Annotated in this window: 12 protein-coding genes; 6 read left to right on the top strand and 6 right to left on the bottom strand. The window is 62.5% G+C overall.

Annotated features, from left to right (window positions below; genetic code table 11):
• The first annotated feature begins 247 nt into the window (after positions 1 to 247).
• The gene (locus QZY01_RS19075; RefSeq protein ID WP_294540349.1) at positions 248 to 430 is read left to right on the top strand and encodes a hypothetical protein; all 183 of its coding nucleotides are present in this window, start codon (positions 248 to 250) and stop codon (positions 428 to 430) included.
• Between the two features lie 513 nt (positions 431 to 943).
• Here the strand turns inward: QZY01_RS19075 and QZY01_RS19070 are convergent.
• From QZY01_RS19070 to aroB, 4 genes are all read right to left on the bottom strand, one after another.
• Entirely contained in the window at positions 944 to 2,695 is a 1,752-nt protein-coding gene (locus tag QZY01_RS19070) for a radical SAM protein (RefSeq protein WP_294540413.1), read from the bottom strand.
• Between the two features lie 246 nt (positions 2,696 to 2,941).
• Complete coding sequence (locus tag QZY01_RS19065; protein ID WP_294540346.1) at positions 2,942 to 6,481, bottom strand: amino acid permease; 3,540 nt, start codon at positions 6,479 to 6,481, stop codon at positions 2,942 to 2,944.
• Positions 6,482 to 6,730: 249 nt separating this feature from the next.
• Entirely contained in the window at positions 6,731 to 8,029 is a 1,299-nt protein-coding gene (locus QZY01_RS19060; protein WP_294540344.1) for an HlyC/CorC family transporter, read from the bottom strand.
• 3 nt (positions 8,030 to 8,032) lie between these two features.
• On the bottom strand, positions 8,033 to 9,820 hold the full coding sequence (gene aroB, locus QZY01_RS19055) for a 3-dehydroquinate synthase (protein WP_294540342.1): 1,788 nt from the start codon (positions 9,818 to 9,820) through the stop codon (positions 8,033 to 8,035).
• 93 nt (positions 9,821 to 9,913) lie between these two features.
• On the opposite strand from aroB, the gene QZY01_RS19050 reads away from it, so the two are divergent.
• The 4 genes from QZY01_RS19050 (at position 9,914) to QZY01_RS19035 (ending at position 13,697) form a co-directional block, all read left to right on the top strand.
• Positions 9,914 to 10,057: a histidine kinase gene (locus QZY01_RS19050; RefSeq protein ID WP_294540340.1), complete on the top strand. Its 144-nt coding sequence runs from the start codon at positions 9,914 to 9,916 to the stop codon at positions 10,055 to 10,057.
• Positions 10,054 to 11,037 (top strand): site-specific tyrosine recombinase XerD, encoded by a 984-nt coding sequence (locus QZY01_RS19045; RefSeq protein ID WP_294540337.1) that lies wholly within the window; start codon positions 10,054 to 10,056, stop codon positions 11,035 to 11,037. Before QZY01_RS19050 ends, QZY01_RS19045 begins: the two co-directional genes overlap by 4 nt.
• Positions 11,038 to 11,608: 571 nt before the next feature.
• On the top strand, positions 11,609 to 12,001 hold the full coding sequence (locus QZY01_RS19040) for a hypothetical protein (RefSeq protein ID WP_294540335.1): 393 nt from the start codon (positions 11,609 to 11,611) through the stop codon (positions 11,999 to 12,001).
• Complete coding sequence (locus QZY01_RS19035; RefSeq protein WP_294540333.1) at positions 11,982 to 13,697, top strand: PEP-CTERM sorting domain-containing protein; 1,716 nt, start codon at positions 11,982 to 11,984, stop codon at positions 13,695 to 13,697. The genes QZY01_RS19040 and QZY01_RS19035 overlap by 20 nt, the downstream gene beginning before the upstream one ends.
• 231 nt (positions 13,698 to 13,928) lie before the next feature.
• Here the strand turns inward: QZY01_RS19035 and metW are convergent, their stop codons facing one another.
• Positions 13,929 to 14,594: a methionine biosynthesis protein MetW gene (gene metW, locus QZY01_RS19030; RefSeq protein WP_294540411.1), complete on the bottom strand. Its 666-nt coding sequence runs from the start codon at positions 14,592 to 14,594 to the stop codon at positions 13,929 to 13,931.
• Positions 14,588 to 15,718 carry a homoserine O-acetyltransferase gene (locus QZY01_RS19025; RefSeq protein WP_294540409.1) on the bottom strand — a complete coding sequence of 377 codons (1,131 nt, stop codon included), beginning with the start codon at positions 15,716 to 15,718 and terminating at the stop codon, positions 14,588 to 14,590. Before QZY01_RS19025 ends, metW begins: the two co-directional genes overlap by 7 nt.
• 279 nt (positions 15,719 to 15,997) lie before the next feature.
• On the opposite strand from QZY01_RS19025, the gene QZY01_RS19020 reads away from it, so the two are divergent.
• A partial coding sequence (locus tag QZY01_RS19020; RefSeq protein ID WP_294540331.1) for a chorismate mutase occupies positions 15,998 to 16,243 on the top strand: 246 nt, incomplete at its 3' end.

The following is a 16,243-nucleotide window of genomic DNA, read 5'->3' as shown; positions in this document are numbered from 1 at the left end:
GGCTGTAATTCAAAGTTGGGCCGACTACTGTGTATTCCATACGATCTTCTGGAGAATAGCCTAACAAATGCATGAATAACAATAGACTTAAAAACAAAAGAATAGAGCATTTTCACGTCTAAATCAAACATGAAAATGCAATGAATAATAAAATCAAATAATTCGTAATAGCGAAATAAATTTCGTCGATAAGCGGTGCGCCTGGGGTGGCGCGCTTTACGGGGTCGCGTCGATCGAGGAGGTTCCGATGAAAAAGGCTAATGCTGTCCCGCGCAAACAGCCGAGGGATGACCATGTTCTGCTTAATGTCATCGTCATTCTTGTGATGATCCTTCTGACGGCATTCCTTGCCGAAACCTTTCCGGGCGGCGCATTTGACTCGGAAGCGCCGACGGGCTTGATGCAGGGCTGGGCGCCCAGGAGCCGATAGCGATGAGGTTGCATGGCGTTCGCGATCCGGCTTCGTCCGGAAGACAAGGGCGACGGATCGTACGGTTGCAAATGAAATGGGCGACGGCGCCGTGCGCCTGCTGCGAAATCCGTGCGGACTGGAACGGGCCCCTCTGGCCGAAAAACCCGGAAAGCTTCGACAAAGGACGTCGTCCCGGTCCTGACGCAGATTCCTGCTTTCGCCGCAGGATTTCCGAAAACAATTTCCGCTGACGACGGACCATGGGGACAAGGGCATGCGCCCCGTCCTCCACGTTCAACCGATGGCTGCCGCCCTGACTCGGCAGCGCTCCGAACTCGGGTTAACAACGCCGTCATGCCGCTGCTTGTCACGGGCAATCACGCCGGGCCGTGGCCTCATCGGCAACTCAAGTTGCATGAACCCTCTGGCGTCTTGGGGAAACATCGCGCGGCTCGTGGGCGCGGATGGCCGTGACAAGCACGGCCATGACGGCCCCGGGTTTCAAAATTCACCCGAATTCGGAGCCCTGCCTCACTCGGCGGCGACCTTGACGCCGCCCGGGTGGGTCAGCTTGTCGATCTTTTTAAGATGGGCCAGCGCCGCGCCTGCGCCGGTGGTCTTGGTCAGGAGATCGAGGGTCGCCTCGTCGTCGTCGCGCACCGGCGTCAGCGCCTGATCCATATAGCTTTTGGCGTTGGGATCGCGTTCGATGCGGCGCGCCACCCACAGAAGTTTCAAATTCAGGCTGACCGCCGCGCCGACCTTGTAGATCGATTCCGCGACGAAACGCGGCCAGAACAGCAAAGCGCTTTCGCACTTGAGGCCGGGCCGGCGCTCGGACGGATGTTTTAGCCGGAACACGCCATATTGGATCGGATGTACGCCTTCGAGGCTGACCGAGGTGGCGAAGGTGACCAGAACCCGGATCAGGCTGCCCATCCGCACGCCCGTCGCCGCGGCGCGGCGCAGCAGCGTTTCCATATGTTCCGGCGAATAATAGAGCGACCAGGCCTCGCGATAAATGCCTTCCCATTCCGCCTTGCTCATTTTCGGATGGGCGGTGCAGACATGCTCCAGATCGTATTTGTTGAGGTCGGGGTCCATCGGGACGCCCTTGCGCCACAGCGTCTGGTGGTCCTCGGAGCCGGGCAGCGGCGTCAGGTTGAAGAATTCGAGCCCGTCGAGCGGCAATTCGCGCTTGATGATCTCGATGTCGCGGCGGATCGTTTCCGCCGTGTCCGACGGAAAGCCGAAAATATAGCCCGCCAGCGTGATGATGCCCTGCGCCTTCCAGGCGAGCAGCATCTTGCGATATTCGGTGATCTTGTTCTGCCGCTTGTTGGCGGTGACGAGATTGTCGGGGTTGATGTTCTCCAGCCCGATGAACACGCGGGTGACCCCGGCGCGCTTGGATTTTTCGACGAAGCCGTCGATTTTGTGGCAGAGCGTGTCCACCTGGATCATCAGGCCGATCGGAATGCCGTCGCGTTCGCGCAGCAGAATCAGCCGGTCGAAAATCGATTCCCATTCCTTGTTGCGGGCGAAATTATCGTCGGTGATGAAAAATTTGGAGACGCCCTGCGCCCAGTTCAGGCGCACCAGTTTTTCGACGTCGTCCGCCGTGCGGTAGCGCGACTTGCGGCCCTGCACATTGATGATGGTGCAGAACGAGCATTGATACGGACAGCCGCGTCCCGCGTCGAAACTCGTGCTGTTGCCCCAGGCGCGGCCGAGATTGGCGATGGGCAGGAAGGGGACGGGCGCGCCCTCCATTCCCGGCAGGTCCTTCATGAAATTATAGACCGGCGCCATCTTGCCCGCCGCCGCATCGTGGAACACCCGGTCGAGCCGGCCTTCCTCGGCCTCGCCGGCGAACATGGCGACGCCCAGCTCGCGGCAGGCGGCCAGATCGACCGCGTCGTTATCGAGCATCGACAGGCATCCCGACACATGGAAGCCGCCAATCGCCACGGCGATCCCGGCCTCGCGCAGCGGGCGGGCGAGGTCGAGCGCGCGCGGATATTGGTTGGTCTGCACGCCGACAAGAGCGACAAGCCCGAAATTGCCATTGGCGCGGAAACGCCGGACGATGGATGCAATGTCGATGCGGGTGTTGGTCTCGTCCAGCGCCTCGATATCGATGGCGACATCGGGACCGAAAATCCGCCGTTCCGCGCAGTCCGCCGCAATGCCATAGAGCGCGGCCAGCGAATTCGACGGAATGATCGTGCGCCACCAGCGAATCACATAGCCGTCGTCATCGTAATGCGACGGCTTGATCATGAGGCACAGGAAGCGCTTTTTTGATGTCTGGGCGTGTTGCGACACTCAATTCTCCGGCTTTGTTAGCGGGCAACATAGCACATCGGACCGGTTCTGTCCGCCATTAGTTGAATCGCAAGGGTTGTTGCGGTCGCCCGGCAAGAATGGACGGGCAGGCGGAAGCGGCGGCGCCAAAAACTTTGGCGGTTCCGCGCCTGTCCGTTCACCCCGGATACATCTTGGCGATGCGGACCGCATCCGGCGCGTTCATTCGGGCTCCGCCGATCCGCGAGATCCGCCCCACCTGCCGGCCGACAGCAGTTCTTCCAGCTGTTGATAGCGAACGGGTTTGGTGATCACCCTGTCCATCCCCGCCGCCCTGAAAGCGGCGTGATCCTCCTCGGATACATTGGCCGTCAGGCCAATGATCGGAATGCGGCCTTGCGCGCCCGGCAGCGCTCTTATTTGGCGGGTGGCCGAGACTCCATCGAGTTCCGGCATCATGACGTCCATCAGCACCAGATCGTAAGGACGTTCGCGCACCGCCGAGACCGCTTCAAGTCCGTTGGCCACCAGATCGACGCGCACGCCCGCCTTTTCGAGCAGGGCCCTGATCACCAGCTGGTTGGTCTGATTATCCTCGGCAACCAGCACTCTGATTTTCGCCTTGCCGGCTTTTCGGGCCGACGACGCAATGATCCCGGTTCCAGTCTTTTCGGGGGGTGCGCGTTTTTTCTCCCCGCCGCCTAAAACCCGAACGAGCCCGTTGGCGGAAACAGGATTGGCCAGAATTGCATCGAACGATCCCTCCATTAAGACATGTTGGTCGAAATCCAGTTCGCCCGACGAGGCAAGGATCAGCCGAAGCCCGGCAAAATCATACCCTGCGCGGATCTCGCGGGCCAGGCTGTTTCCGTCAAAGTCGGGCAAATTCCGGTTGATGACGACAGCATCGAACGGAGCGCCATTCGATGTCGCCAGGCGCAGTCGCGCCAGGGTCTCCCGCGGATCGCTCAAGGCGACGACGGTCGCGCCTCTGTCCGAAACCTGCTGTGCGGCAATTTTTTGGTTTGCTTCGCAAGTGTCGACGATCAGAATCCGTCGGCCATCGAGCCTCATCGGCGATTCATCGACGCTTTCGAGGGGGGCCTTGGCCAGCTTGAACCGGCTGGTGAACCGGAATGTCGATCCCTGGCCCAGTCGGCTTTCGGCGCGGATGGTCCCGCCCATCCGCGTCACCAGCCTCCTGCTGATGGCCAGTCCCAATCCGGTGCCGCCGAAGCGTCGCGATATCGAGCTGTCGATCTGGCTGAACTCGCGAAACAGCAGCGGCAGCTTGTCGGAAGCGATGCCAATCCCGGTGTCGGTGATTGCAAATTCAAGCAATGCCTCGGCATCGCTTGAGGGAAGGCGCCGAACTTCTACCGAGACGGCGCCTTTTTCGGTAAATTTCACGGCGTTGCCCAGCAGATTGCTGAGAACTTGCCGCAATCGGCCCGGATCGCCGATCAGAACCGGCGGACATTGGTCGGACATATGTTTTGAAAGCTTGAGTCCTTTCGCCCGGGCGCGGGCGCCGATCAGGTCGAGAACGCTGAGCAAGACTGAATCCAGATCGAAAACAACTTCTTCAAACACGAATTGATTGGCCTCGAGTTTGCTGAAGTCGAGCAGATCGTTGATCAGCTGCAACAGATGGTCGCCGGCTTCATTCAGCGTCTCGACGTAGCGGCGGGAGCGATCGTCCAGATCCGCGTCGAGCAGCAGCCCGGCGAGACCGATCACGCCATTGAGCGGGGTGCGAAGTTCGTGGCTTATGATCGCCAGAAACTCGGCCTTGCTTCGATTGCCCGCCTCGGCGGCGTCGCGCGCCAGGATCAGTTCGGCCGCCAGTTTTTCCTGTTTGCGCACCTCCTCCCGCAGATGTTCGTTCGATTCGGTCAGTTCGGCTCGCGCTCCCCGCAGCCCCTCCCGCGCGCCGTCGATCCCCCGAGCCGCTTTTTTGACTTCGAATTGCATCTCGTTGAAGCTTTCAGCCATCGTTCCAAGTTCGTCCTGGGACCGCACGACGACGGGGAAGATATTGGCTTCCAGATGCGCGCCAGCCAGATCGCCTTTGGCGAGCGAATTCATGGCGCTGGAGAAATCGTGCAGCACGCCGGATGAAAGGCGCTGCGCCGCCGCGCTGATCTCGGCTGCGCTATGGGCGATCATGCCGGGCAAAACCACGCCGACCGTAATCGTCAGGATCGCGACGGCGACAAAAATATCCTCCAGCGCCGCGACCATGGCGGGCTGGCCGGCCGGTATGCTGTTCACCGCGATGAGATAGCCCCCCGCGTCGAGCACCAGGACCAGCAGCATCGCGCCGGTCAGCTTGAGATGGAGCGTCATTCTGACGGCGGGCAAACCGGCCCGCACCCGATCTTCCATCTTGCGCCATGCAAACAGGCCGGCGCCGGAATAGGCCATGGCAAGCCCAAACACCACGGTGGGAAGTCCGAACTGCTCAAAGCCCAGCACGGTCGAGGTCAGCCAGACCAGTGCGGCGGCGACGCCGAGTCCGATCGTGCCGCGCGGCGCGCGCCAGGGCCTCGCCTCGCCCGGAGCGTTGCGCCGCAGAAGCCACACCGCGATGTTGGGCAGGCAAATCCCGATCAAATAGGTAAAATTGGCGGCGGCGACCAGCCAGATCGGATCGCCCATCAACAGGAAAAGGATCGAAAAGGCAGCCGTCAGGATCGTGGCGGCCCAGGGCGCGTCGTTCTTCGACCGCAAGGCGAGGAAGCGAGGCAGCAAACCGTCGTCGCTCAACTGCGACAAGGTGCGCGCCGCGCCCGCAAGCGGCTGCATCGTGCCGTGAAACATGTTGAACATCATGAACCAGATCGCGGCCGACTTCGCCAAACCTCCGAAAAGCGGCTGGAAAGTCGGACCGAGCACCTGCCCGAGATCGCCGGTCAGCGGTTCCGCCCCAAGAACGCAAAACCACACGATCGGCAGGCCGACAAAGAATATCGCCGCCATGAAGGCCGCCGCCAGCACGGCGCGCGGAACATTGCGATTCTGATCGATCGTCTCGGCGACATGGCAGGTCGCCGCCTCGAAAGCCGGGGCCGCAAAGCCGACCAGGTAGAGCCCCGCCATCAGCGACGTGACGTCGCCGAACCAGCCCGGAAAAGGCGTGTCGAGATGGAATCGCCCCAGCGACGTCCAGTCGGCTCGCCCGGCGAGGACGGGCGCGATCATCGAAACGAAAGCCAGCGCGGCGGACACGGTTGCTATGGGGACGCTGACCCGGGTGACCCATTTGATGCCGGCGAGATTGACCGCCACGAACAAGGCGACCAGGAAACAGGCGATGGCTGGAACGGGCACGTCTGGCAGCGCCCATTGGTTGATCGCCGAAGCCGAAAACAACGCCGTCAGGCCGCAGGTCGGAACCCAGCCCCACCAGTAGCAAACCCCGGTAAGCGCCGAGAGAATGGCGCCGTAAGGCTCGAACGCCGCAGTGCACGCCGCAGCGATTCCACCCACCCGGTTCGGCGACATCAGGACAAGTTCGATCCAGCCGGGGGCGGCGGCGAAGCCCAGCAACAGCCCGACAGCCAAAAGGATGATCGAGGCGCTTCCCTGTCCGGGGATGTCGCCCTGGCCGCCAAACAGCGCCGCCATGAGGAACAGGCTCTGGTTGCTCCCGCCCATGGCGAGGGCCGCCGTTCCGACCCAGCCAATCGTGCGCGGATGGACGCGCGGCGCAGCCGTCCCCCGGCCTTCTTCAAACGACGGAACAACCTGCGCGCTCATTTTCGGCTTTGCCCGGTGGTGAAAGAGATAGCCATTCTACGTCAATGGTTTAGAGAATTTCACGCCCCCGTGTACAGGCATTGTTTCTGACACAGGTTTGGAGCGCCGCCGGTCGGTCCGCGGGTAGATAGCGGAACGGGCCAAAATTCTTCCAACGGCCGGCCTGTCGCTGCAAAGTTCGCTTGCGCCTCTCGAAGTCTGCTGTCTCGAGCATTGCGGTCTCGACGCCGGGGCTCGAAAACCGGGGTTTCATCCTTCTTCCGCCGGCTCCGGCGTCAGCCTGAGCAAGGTGATGCGGTTGCGCTGCTTGCGCAGCACCTCGAAGCGGAAACCGTGGAAACCGAATTTCTGGCCCTGTTCGGGAATGGCGCGGGCTTCATGGATCACGAGACCGGCGATTGTCGTGGCTTCCTCGTCCGGCAGGTCCCAGTCCATCACGCGGTTGAGATCGCGGATCGGCACCGAACCTTCGACGATCACCGCGCCGTCGGCCTGCCGGCGCACGCCGGTCAGCGCGAGATCGTGCTCGTCGCGGATGTCGCCGACGATTTCTTCCAATATGTCTTCGAGCGTCACCAGACCCTGCACGTCGCCATATTCGTCCACAACCAGCGCGAAATGGGTTTTGCGGCGGCGAAAGGCCTGCAATTGCTCTTCGAGCGTCGTGGTGTCCGGCACGAACCAGACTTCGAGCGTGATGATCTCCAGCTTGACTTTGTCGGCGTCGCCGCCGGCTTGCGCGAGGGCGCGCAGAAGGTCCTTGGCGTGCAGCACCCCGATGATGTTGTCGGCGTGTTCGCGCCACAGGGGCACGCGGGTATAGGGCGCGGCGACGACTTCCCGCACGATGTCCGCCACGGGCAGATCGGCGTCGAGGGTCAGCATCTTGGTGCGGTGGACCATGACGTCGGAGACGGTCAGCTCCTTGAGGTCGAGCAGGCCGCCGAACATGTCGCGGTCGGAGCGGGCGACGTCGCCTTCGCGGTGCATCAGATCGACCGCGCTTTTCAGCTCCTCCTGCGGCGTCAGCAGGCCATGGGCTTCGCCGAGCCGCACGCCGCAGACGCGCAGCGCGCCGCGCACCAGCATTTCGACGCCAAAAAGCAGCGGGCCGAACAGCGCGACGAAGAACGAAACGACCGGCGCGACCGCCAGCGATACGCGGTCGGGATAATTGATCGCCACGGTCTTCGGCAGGACTTCGGCGAACACCAGCAACAGGACGGTCATCAGGACGGTGGCGTAAAGCGCCCCGGTGTCGCCGAAAAACGCGACCAGCATGGTGGTCGAAAACGCCGAGGCGAAAATATTGAACAAGGTGTTGCCGAGCAGCATGGCGCCGATCAGCCGGTCGCGTCCGCCGAGCAGGCGGATGATGGTTTTCGCCCGCCCGTCGCCCTGTTTTTCGAGTGCGTGCATCCGCGCCTTCGACGCCGCCGTCAGCGCGGTTTCGGACCCGGAAAACAGCGCCGAAAACAGGATGCACAGGATCACGATCCCCGTCGCGACCCAGATATTGACCGGCAAGACGCCGCCGCCGCCGTGCATGGTTCAGGCCTCCGCGCGCAATTCATTGATGAGGAAGGCGCGCACCGCCTCAGGCTCGATGTTTTTGGCGATGAAACTTTTGCCGATGTCATGGGCGAGAATGAAGGTCAGCGCGCCGCGCTGGACTTTCTTGTCCTGCCCCATCGCCGCAACAATGTCCTCGGCGCTCGCGCTCCAGCCCGAAATCTCCAAAATACGCGTCTTCAGCCCGACAGCGCGCAAATGGTTTTCCACCCGCGCCGCCGCGCTTGAGCGGCAAAGCCCCTGCGCGGCGGAAAAACGAAAGGCGCAGGCCATGCCGATGGCGACGCCTTCGCCATGGACCAGCCGGGCGCCGTCGTAGCCGACGAGTTTTTCCAGCGCATGGCCAAAAGTATGGCCGAGATTGAGAAGAGCGCGGTCGCCCTGTTCGGTTTCGTCGCGCGCCACCACGGCGGCCTTGGATTCGCAAGAGACGGCGATGGCGTGATCGAGTTCGGGACCATGGGCGAACACCGCCGGCCAGTGGTTTTCGAGCCAGGCGAAAAAATCCGGCCGGTCGATCAGGCCATATTTGACGACTTCGGCATAGCCGGCGGCGAATTCGCGCGCGGGCAGCGTGGCGAGCGTCAAGGTGTCGGCCAGCACGAGCGAGGGCTGGTGAAAGGCGCCGACCAGATTCTTGCCGAGGCTCGAATTAATGCCGGTCTTGCCGCCGACGGAACTATCGACCTGCGACAGCAAGGTGGTGGGAATCTGCACAAACCCCATGCCGCGCCGAAGCGCCGAGGCGGCAAAGCCGGTGAGGTCGCCGATCACGCCGCCGCCCAGCGCAATGAGCAAATCGCCGCGCTCCATCCTTGCCGCCAGCGCCGCCTCGCAAAGTTCCTGGAAATGCGCGTAGTCCTTGGTCGCCTCGCCGGACGGCAGCACGAGATGGTCATGGCGCACGCCCGCCGCGTCAAGACTGGCCTGCAGCGGCGCGAGCCAGCGGTCCTTGACATGCGCGTCGGTGACGATGAAGGCGGCGGCGTCAGGCGCGAGTTGCGCCAGCTTTTCGCCGGCATGGGCGACGAGATCGGGACCGATCAGAATGTCATAGGCGCGGGCGCCCAGTTTGACGTTGACGCGGGTGGTGGCCGGGGGGAGCGCGGGCGCGGACATCGGGTGCGAAATTTCTCCTTGTTTGGCCAGATGGCCTTCGAGCGCATCGAGGATCTCCGCGATGATCGCCTCATGCGGCGCGTCGCGCGACAAAGTCGTCAGATCGGCTTGCGCGTAAACGCCATAGCGCTCATCCATCAGCCGGCGCATCACCGCTTCGGGATCGGCGTTTTGCAGCAGCGGCCGCGTCGGCCGCTTGCGGACGCGGCGCATCAGCACGTCGAAATCGGCCTTGAGCCAGATCGACACCGCGTGCCGGCGAATGAGACACTGTGTCTGCGGATGGAGGAAGGCGCCGCCGCCGGTGGCGATGATCCCCTCGCCCCCGCCGATGAGCCGCGCCAGAACCCGGCGCTCGCCGTCACGGAAATAGGCCTCGCCATGGCGGGCGAAGATTTCGCTGACGCTCAGGCGATGGGCGGCCTCGATTTCATGGTCGGAATCGACGAAGGGCAGGCCTAGCCGATGGGCGAGCCGCTTGCCGATGGCGGTCTTGCCCGAGCCCATCATGCCTACCAGCACGATCGGGCGCCCATTCAAAGCCTTGACGACCGCCCGCGCGCGGGCGTCGCGGGACGGCGGAGCGGCCGCCGGGTCGGACGCCCCTTGGGACGCCCCTTGGCTGTGAACGAAGGCTTGATCCGACATATCCCGCCTTTACTATCACGACGCGAGGGCTAACTTAAACCGACTTTCGCCGCAATCCGACCCGAAGAGCCCGAAAGAGCCCCAGAGAGCCTCATGCCCAGCCTGTTCCGCTTTCTGTTTCTTGTCGCTCTCGCCGCCGGCGTCGTCTTTGTCGGCATGGCGGCGCTTGTCGCCTTCGTCGAGCCGGCGCCGCGCGAAATCAGCCAGCCGGTCGCGCCGGCCACTCTGAACAAATGACCGCGCCGACCGGCTTGCCGAGCGCTTGCGCCCGTCGCACGGTCGCGGATTTTCTGGACATGCTGGCGGCGGAGCGGGGGGCGTCGAAGAACACGCTCGACGCCTATGGCCGCGATCTCGGCGATTATATCGCCGCTCTGGCGGCAAAGGGACGCGATCCCTTGACCGCGACGACGCAGGACATCCGCGACCATCTGGCAAGTCTGGCCGACGCGGCGCTCAAACCCTCCTCCACCGCCCGAAAACTCTCGGCGATCCGCCAATTGCATCGGTTTCTCGCAGCCGAGGAGCAGCGCGCCGACAATCCCGCCGTCCTGCTGGAGGGGCCGAGGCAGGGAAGGCGGCTGCCGAAAATCCTGTCGGTCGCGGAAGTGGACGCCCTTTTGCGAGTCGCCCGCGAAGGGCTGGACGATCCGGCCCGCCCGGCTGGCGAGCGGTTGCGGGCGCGCCGGGCCGCCTGCCTGCTGGAAGTGTTGTACGCCGCCGGCCTGCGCGTTTCCGAGCTGGTCTCGCTGCCCTTGTCGGCGGCGCGCATGGCCGAAAAAACCCTCGAACAGGGCGGCGGTTTTCTGGTCATCAAGGGCAAGGGCGGGCGCGAGCGCCTCGCGCCGCTGACCGGCCCGGCCTGCGAGGCGCTGAAAACCTACCGCCGCGTGCTGGTCGAGCTTCACCCGGCGCTTGCGGCGCAAAAATGGCTGTTTCCGTCGGACGCCGAAAGCGGCCACCTGACCCGGCAGGCCTTTGCGCGCGATCTCAAGGATCTGGCGGCTGCGGCGGGGATTTCGCGTTCGCGAGTCAGTCCGCACGTGCTGCGCCACGCCTTCGCCAGCCACCTGCTGCAAAACGGCGCCGACCTTCGCATCGTCCAGGAATTGCTCGGCCACGCGGATATTGCGACGACGCAAATTTACACCCACGTGCTGGATGAGCGCCTGAAAGCCATGGTCCGCGACCTGCATCCGATGAACGACGAGCAGTGAGGCGCGCCACTCCGGTTAATGCAGGCGCCCGACATATGTCGGGCGGGCCGCGCGCGCGTTGCAACCGCCGAGATCGGCGGATCGCGGACCTTCCATCTTGAACAACCCGATCAGGTCCAAGTTGCAAACCAACGCCCTTGCCGGTCGTGTAAAGCTTCGTGATCGCCATCCCGGGACCGGAATCGGGCTGCTCTTCATGACCGCGGCCGGAGCGCTCTTCGACAGAGTTTTCGCCGCACCGATCACCGCTTGCCTTCGGCCCCCCGCATCGCTTTGCAGGAAAACCGGGGAAACTTGTGCTTTTACGGTCGCTTCCGACAAATTCGCAGGCGAACCGCTGGTCGAACAGCCCGTCCGAACTCAACGTCGGCGCCTTCATGGGCCTTGGCGTCAGCGCCAACAGCCGACTTCCGGTCCGGCGATCTTGTGTCCGAGTCGAGTCGAAGTATGACGTCCGGCGGCGCCTGGATCTCGCCTTCCGAATACATCCCGATAGCGGCGCAAGTCGTTTCGAGTTCGTTCGTCCGACGGGATCGCATCTTGAAGCAGAGCGGCGACGGATCTGCGCACAATGCGAATCATTCGCAAATTGCAATATGCAAAACTCCAGTATCGCTTTGAATTTAAGGCAAAACGGCCTTTGAGAGCGGCACGCGGTTTGCTGCGTTTTGCACACGGCCATAGCGCCAATCGTTCAGCAAAGAGATCGAACACAGGGGCGGCATATCGCACGCGTGATGGCAAAAAATTCTTCCAATCCTGGTGGGGGCGCGATGAACCAATATCTGGTTCGAGATTGCGGGCGCTCGCCTTGGAAAAATTTTGGACTTTGCGGCTTGATTGCGGTCGTAACAGCGCTTCTGTCGCTTATGACGGCCCACGCGGCGACAATCCATTTGACGAAGATGACTCTCAATGGAGGCGCCGCGACAAGAGCGAACGATGTGAAATTTTTGGTCGATGACCAGTCCAAAGCGGCGAGCAGCGCCTTGATGGCGTCGATCCATGAGTCCGGCCAGCTTTCGTATCCGCTGGAAATCGCAATGACTGTTTACGGAAATCGCTCCATACTTTCTGATCGAGCATATTTCATCATGCAGGAATATTCGGCTGGAGCCGCCGACGAATGCAATCCCGTCTCCGACGACGGATGGACCGGAATTTATCAAATTGAAAATGCAGTCAGCTTCGGCTTGCAAAGCTATGTTGGCCCGGATGTTAATACGGATAATATGCCTATTATGGCTATGCAAAAAGGACAGCCTATTGACGATTTAGATGCGGGAAATCTATCTGTCAAAACTGAAAATAATAAATTTGAATACGCTAACAAAAACTTCTGCGATCCGGGACTCACTGAAGCGGCGGCGGCCGGCTTCTGCCCATGGTCACGCCCGTGGGCGGCGCTTGAGTGCAGCGCGCCGGATTTTGCTCCACGATGTGGCCCGGCGATGACCTCGCGCCGTGATGTCTGCGGGGAGGAGGAGACGGCTGACTTTTGCGAAACAAGGCTCGCTTGCGAATCGCCGTGTGAAGGACGCTTTGCTGAAGCGGCGGCGGCCGGCTTTTGCCCATGGACACGCGAGTGGGCGGCGGTTGAGTCCAACCAGACAGATTTCGCTCCACGATGTGGCCCTGCTATGACCTCGCGCCTCGATGTCTGCGGGGAGGAGGCGACGGCTGACCTTTGCGAATCAAGGCTCGCTTGCGAATCGCCATCTGAAGGGCGCTTCATTGAAGCGGCGGCGGACGGCTTTTGCCCATGGTCACGCGAGTGGGCGGCGCTTGAGTTCAGCACGCCGGATTTCGCTCCGCGATGTGGCCCGGCTATGACCTCGCGCCTCGAGGTCTGCGGGGAGGAGGCGACGGCTGACTTTTGCGAATCAAGGCTCGCTTGCGAATCGCTGTGTGAAGGGCGCTTTACTGAAGCGGCGGCGGCCGGCTTTTGCCCATGGTCGCGCGAGTGGGCGGCGCTTGAGTCCAACCAGACAGATTTCGCTCCGCGATGTGGCCGGGCAATGACCTCGCGCCTTGAGGTCTGCGGCGAGGCGGCGGCGGCTGACCTTTGCGAAACAAGGCTCGCTTGCGAATCGCCGTATGAAGGGCGCTTTACTGAAGCGGCGGCGGCCGGCTCTTGCCCATGGTCACGCCCGTGGGCGGCGCTTGAGTCCAACTCGACAGCAATCGACCAACGTATCGCAGCCTTGACTGCGGGCTCTCCCTGCCATCGCACCTGTGCAATCGTCTTCACGAGCCCCAACGTCGCGAGCGTCGATCACGCAAACAACGATCGCCCGGCGACGTCTACGCCTGGCAATAACCCAAATTCCGCAACGCTGCCATTGCTTGATTTCGGCTTCATCGACCTTGGATACCTCGGACCGAAAACGATTGCATTCGGCTCGAACGCATGGAACTGGGTCGAAACAGCGTCGAATTCAAAATCCTGCACGATGAACGCTGCAAAAGTCTACTCCCGGTTGGAGTTGCACTTCGATACGGCGTCCCCGGCGCCTGAACCGTCCACCTGGGCGCTGATGCTCCTCGGTCTCGTCGCCCTCGGCTGCGCCAGTCGAAGAGGCCGGGCTGTTCTTCGGGCGCACGACGTCAGCGCCGTCGGCGCCCAAGGCTTTGAGTTGGGCGATTGCCGGCGCAGGTAAACAAAGCCCCTTCGGGGCCAACGTTCTTCGCCGAACGGTTGAAAAAAGTCAGCCGTGAACCGAAAGCATGCAATCGGGCGATTTAAATGCGGTTATCCGCCAAGTCCAAATGATACGGGCGCAACGGCTCGGAAGTCAGGTCACCAACGCCGACATGCCGGTCCCCGGACTTGATCCCTGGATTTGTCACGCATATTCCACCGCAACCTCGCGGATGGAGGGAGCGAAACTCTATCCGCCGCCCGGTTCGGTCCTTTTCGGGCGCTCCAGCAAAAAAACCGCCTGTTCGCCGAACAGGTTCCAGGCCCACCAGGGCGCCTGCACGCGGATCTGGACGCCGTTGCGGTCCATCGCCATCGCCTTGACGATGCGCGCATCGATCAGTTCGACCAGATTGACGAAATCGCGGATCGAGCACAGGTGGATGTTCGGCGTCTCGTACCAGGCATGGGACAGGTTTTCGGTGACCGGCATCCGGCCGCGCACCGCCAGTTGCCAGCGGATGCGCCAATGGCCGAAATTGGGGAAGGAGACGATGGCGCGCTTGCCGATGCGCAGCATCTGCTCCAGCACCCGGCGCGGATGGCGCGTCGCCTGCAACGTCTGCGACAGAATGACATAATCGAAACCGTCGTCGGGATAATCGGCGAGATCGACATCGGCGTCGCCCTGCACCACCGAAAGGCCCTTGGCGACGCAATCATTGACGCCTTTTTGCGAGATTTCGACGCCGCGCGCGTCCACGCCCTTGTGTTCGGCCAGAACCTGCAGCAGCTCGCCGTCGCCGCAGCCGACATCGAGCACGCGCGAGCCGGCGGCGACCATCCCTGCGACCAGCAACAGGTCGATGCGCGTCGTCGCGGTTTGCGGAAGATCGACCGGGGAGGAGGTCACGATTTCGCGGCTTCCTTTTCGATCAATCCTCGGGCCTTGGCGGCGCCGTGGAGAAAGCCGCGCGTGGTGGCGATGAAATCCGGCTCATTGAGCAGAAAGGCGTCATGGCCCTTGTCGGTGTCGATCTCGACGAAGGACACCGAGGCGCCGCCGGCGTTGAGCGCATGGACGATGGCGCGCGATTCGGCGGGCGTATAGAGCCAGTCCGAATTGAAGGCGACGACGCAGAACCGCGTCCGCGAGCCCTTGAAGGCCCGCGCCAGCGAGCCGCCGTAATCCTGCGCCAGATCGAAATAGTCGCAGGCGCGGGTGACATAGAGATAGGAATTGGCGTCGAACCGGTCGACGAAGGTCGAGCCCTGGCGGCGCAGATAGTTTTCGACCTGGAAATCGGCGTCGAAGGAAAAGGTCGGCCCGGCGCGGTCCTGCAATTTGCGTCCGAATTTGCGTTGCAGCGCCTCTTCCGACAAATAGGTGATATGGGCGGCCATGCGCGCCACCGCGAGACCCTTGGCCGGCCGCACGCCCTGTTCGAGATAGCGCCCGCCGCGCCAGTCGGGATCGGCCATGATGGCTTGTCGGCCGACCTCGTGAAAGGCGATGTTTTGCGAGGAATGGCGCGGCGCCGTGGCGATCGGCATGGCGGAAAACACCCGCTCGGGGTAGAGCGCCGCCCAGTTGAGCACCTGCATGCCGCCCATCGAGCCGCCGGCGACGCAAAACAACGCATCGATGCCGAGCCGGTCGATCAGCATGGCCTGGGCGCGCACCATGTCGGCGATGGTGACCATCGGCAGATCGAGCGCATAGGCCTCGCCGGTGGCCGGATTATATGAGGCCGGGCCGGTGGAGCCCATGCAGCCGCCGATGACGTTTGAGCAGACGATGAAATATTTCTCTGTGTCGAACGGGCGGCCCGGTCCGACCAGAGCGGACCACCAGCCGGGCTTGCCGGTCAGGGGGTGGGCATTGGCGACATGCTGGTCGCCGGTCAGCGCGTGGCAGATCAGAATGGCGTTGGATTTTGCCGCGTTGAGTTCGCCATAGGTCTGGTAGGCGATGGTGAAGGGACTCAGAATTCCGCCCGCAGCCATGGTCAGCGGTTGGGTCGCGTCGAACGCGGCCACCTGGCTATGCGGTCGCACGGCCTCGTCGAGGCCGAGCAGGGAATCGGGGTTGTTTTCGGTCAAGAGCTCAACTTGTTCGATTTGCCGAACGGATCGTTTGTTATTTAGGAGCAGGGCTTTTGCCAAGTCAAGCAAGGCGGATCAAGTCAAGCAACGCAGTTCCGCGCGCCGGTTTTCCGGCGCAAGATTGGCGTCGATGGGACTTGGCGTTTATAGAAAGAGCATCGGAAATTTCCCGCCCGCGCCGCCCCGTCGCGAGCCAGAAGAGCGATTTACGCCATGAGCCAGATCTCCGCCCTCGAATCGCTCGCCGAACTGCGCGAAGAAATCGACCGGATCGACGGCGAAATGCATGATTTGCTTATGAAGCGAGGCGAGATCATCGCCCGGCTGATCGCGGTCAAGGCGCGCCAGGGCGGCGGTTCGGCCTTCCGTCCGGGTCGCGAGGCCGACATGATGCGGGTCATCGCCGCGCGCCATCATGGGCGCCTGCCGCTCGACACGGTCGAGAGCATCTGGCGGGTG

Origin of the sequence: uncultured Rhodoblastus sp., from assembly GCF_903903185.1 — a bacterium.
Lineage (GTDB): Bacteria > Pseudomonadota > Alphaproteobacteria > Rhizobiales > Beijerinckiaceae > Rhodoblastus.
Note: the sequence above shows the minus strand (reverse complement) of the source record. Positions and strands in the feature narration are given on the sequence as shown.

Excerpts from the sequence above, each read along its gene's own strand:
- QZY01_RS19065 (WP_294540346.1), bottom strand. The coding sequence starts at position 6,481 with ATGAGCGCGCAGGTTGTTCCGTCGTTTGAAGAAGGCCGGGGGACGGCT.
- QZY01_RS19045 (WP_294540337.1), top strand. The coding sequence starts at position 10,054 with ATGACCGCGCCGACCGGCTTGCCGAGCGCTTGCGCCCGTCGCACGGTC.
- QZY01_RS19060 (WP_294540344.1), bottom strand. The coding sequence starts at position 8,029 with ATGCACGGCGGCGGCGGCGTCTTGCCGGTCAATATCTGGGTCGCGACG.
- QZY01_RS19040 (WP_294540335.1), top strand. The coding sequence starts at position 11,609 with ATGCGAATCATTCGCAAATTGCAATATGCAAAACTCCAGTATCGCTTT.
- QZY01_RS19050 (WP_294540340.1), top strand. The coding sequence starts at position 9,914 with ATGCCCAGCCTGTTCCGCTTTCTGTTTCTTGTCGCTCTCGCCGCCGGC.
- QZY01_RS19070 (WP_294540413.1), bottom strand. The coding sequence starts at position 2,695 with ATGATCAAGCCGTCGCATTACGATGACGACGGCTATGTGATTCGCTGG.
- aroB (WP_294540342.1), bottom strand. The coding sequence starts at position 9,820 with ATGTCGGATCAAGCCTTCGTTCACAGCCAAGGGGCGTCCCAAGGGGCG.
- QZY01_RS19075 (WP_294540349.1), top strand. The coding sequence starts at position 248 with ATGAAAAAGGCTAATGCTGTCCCGCGCAAACAGCCGAGGGATGACCAT.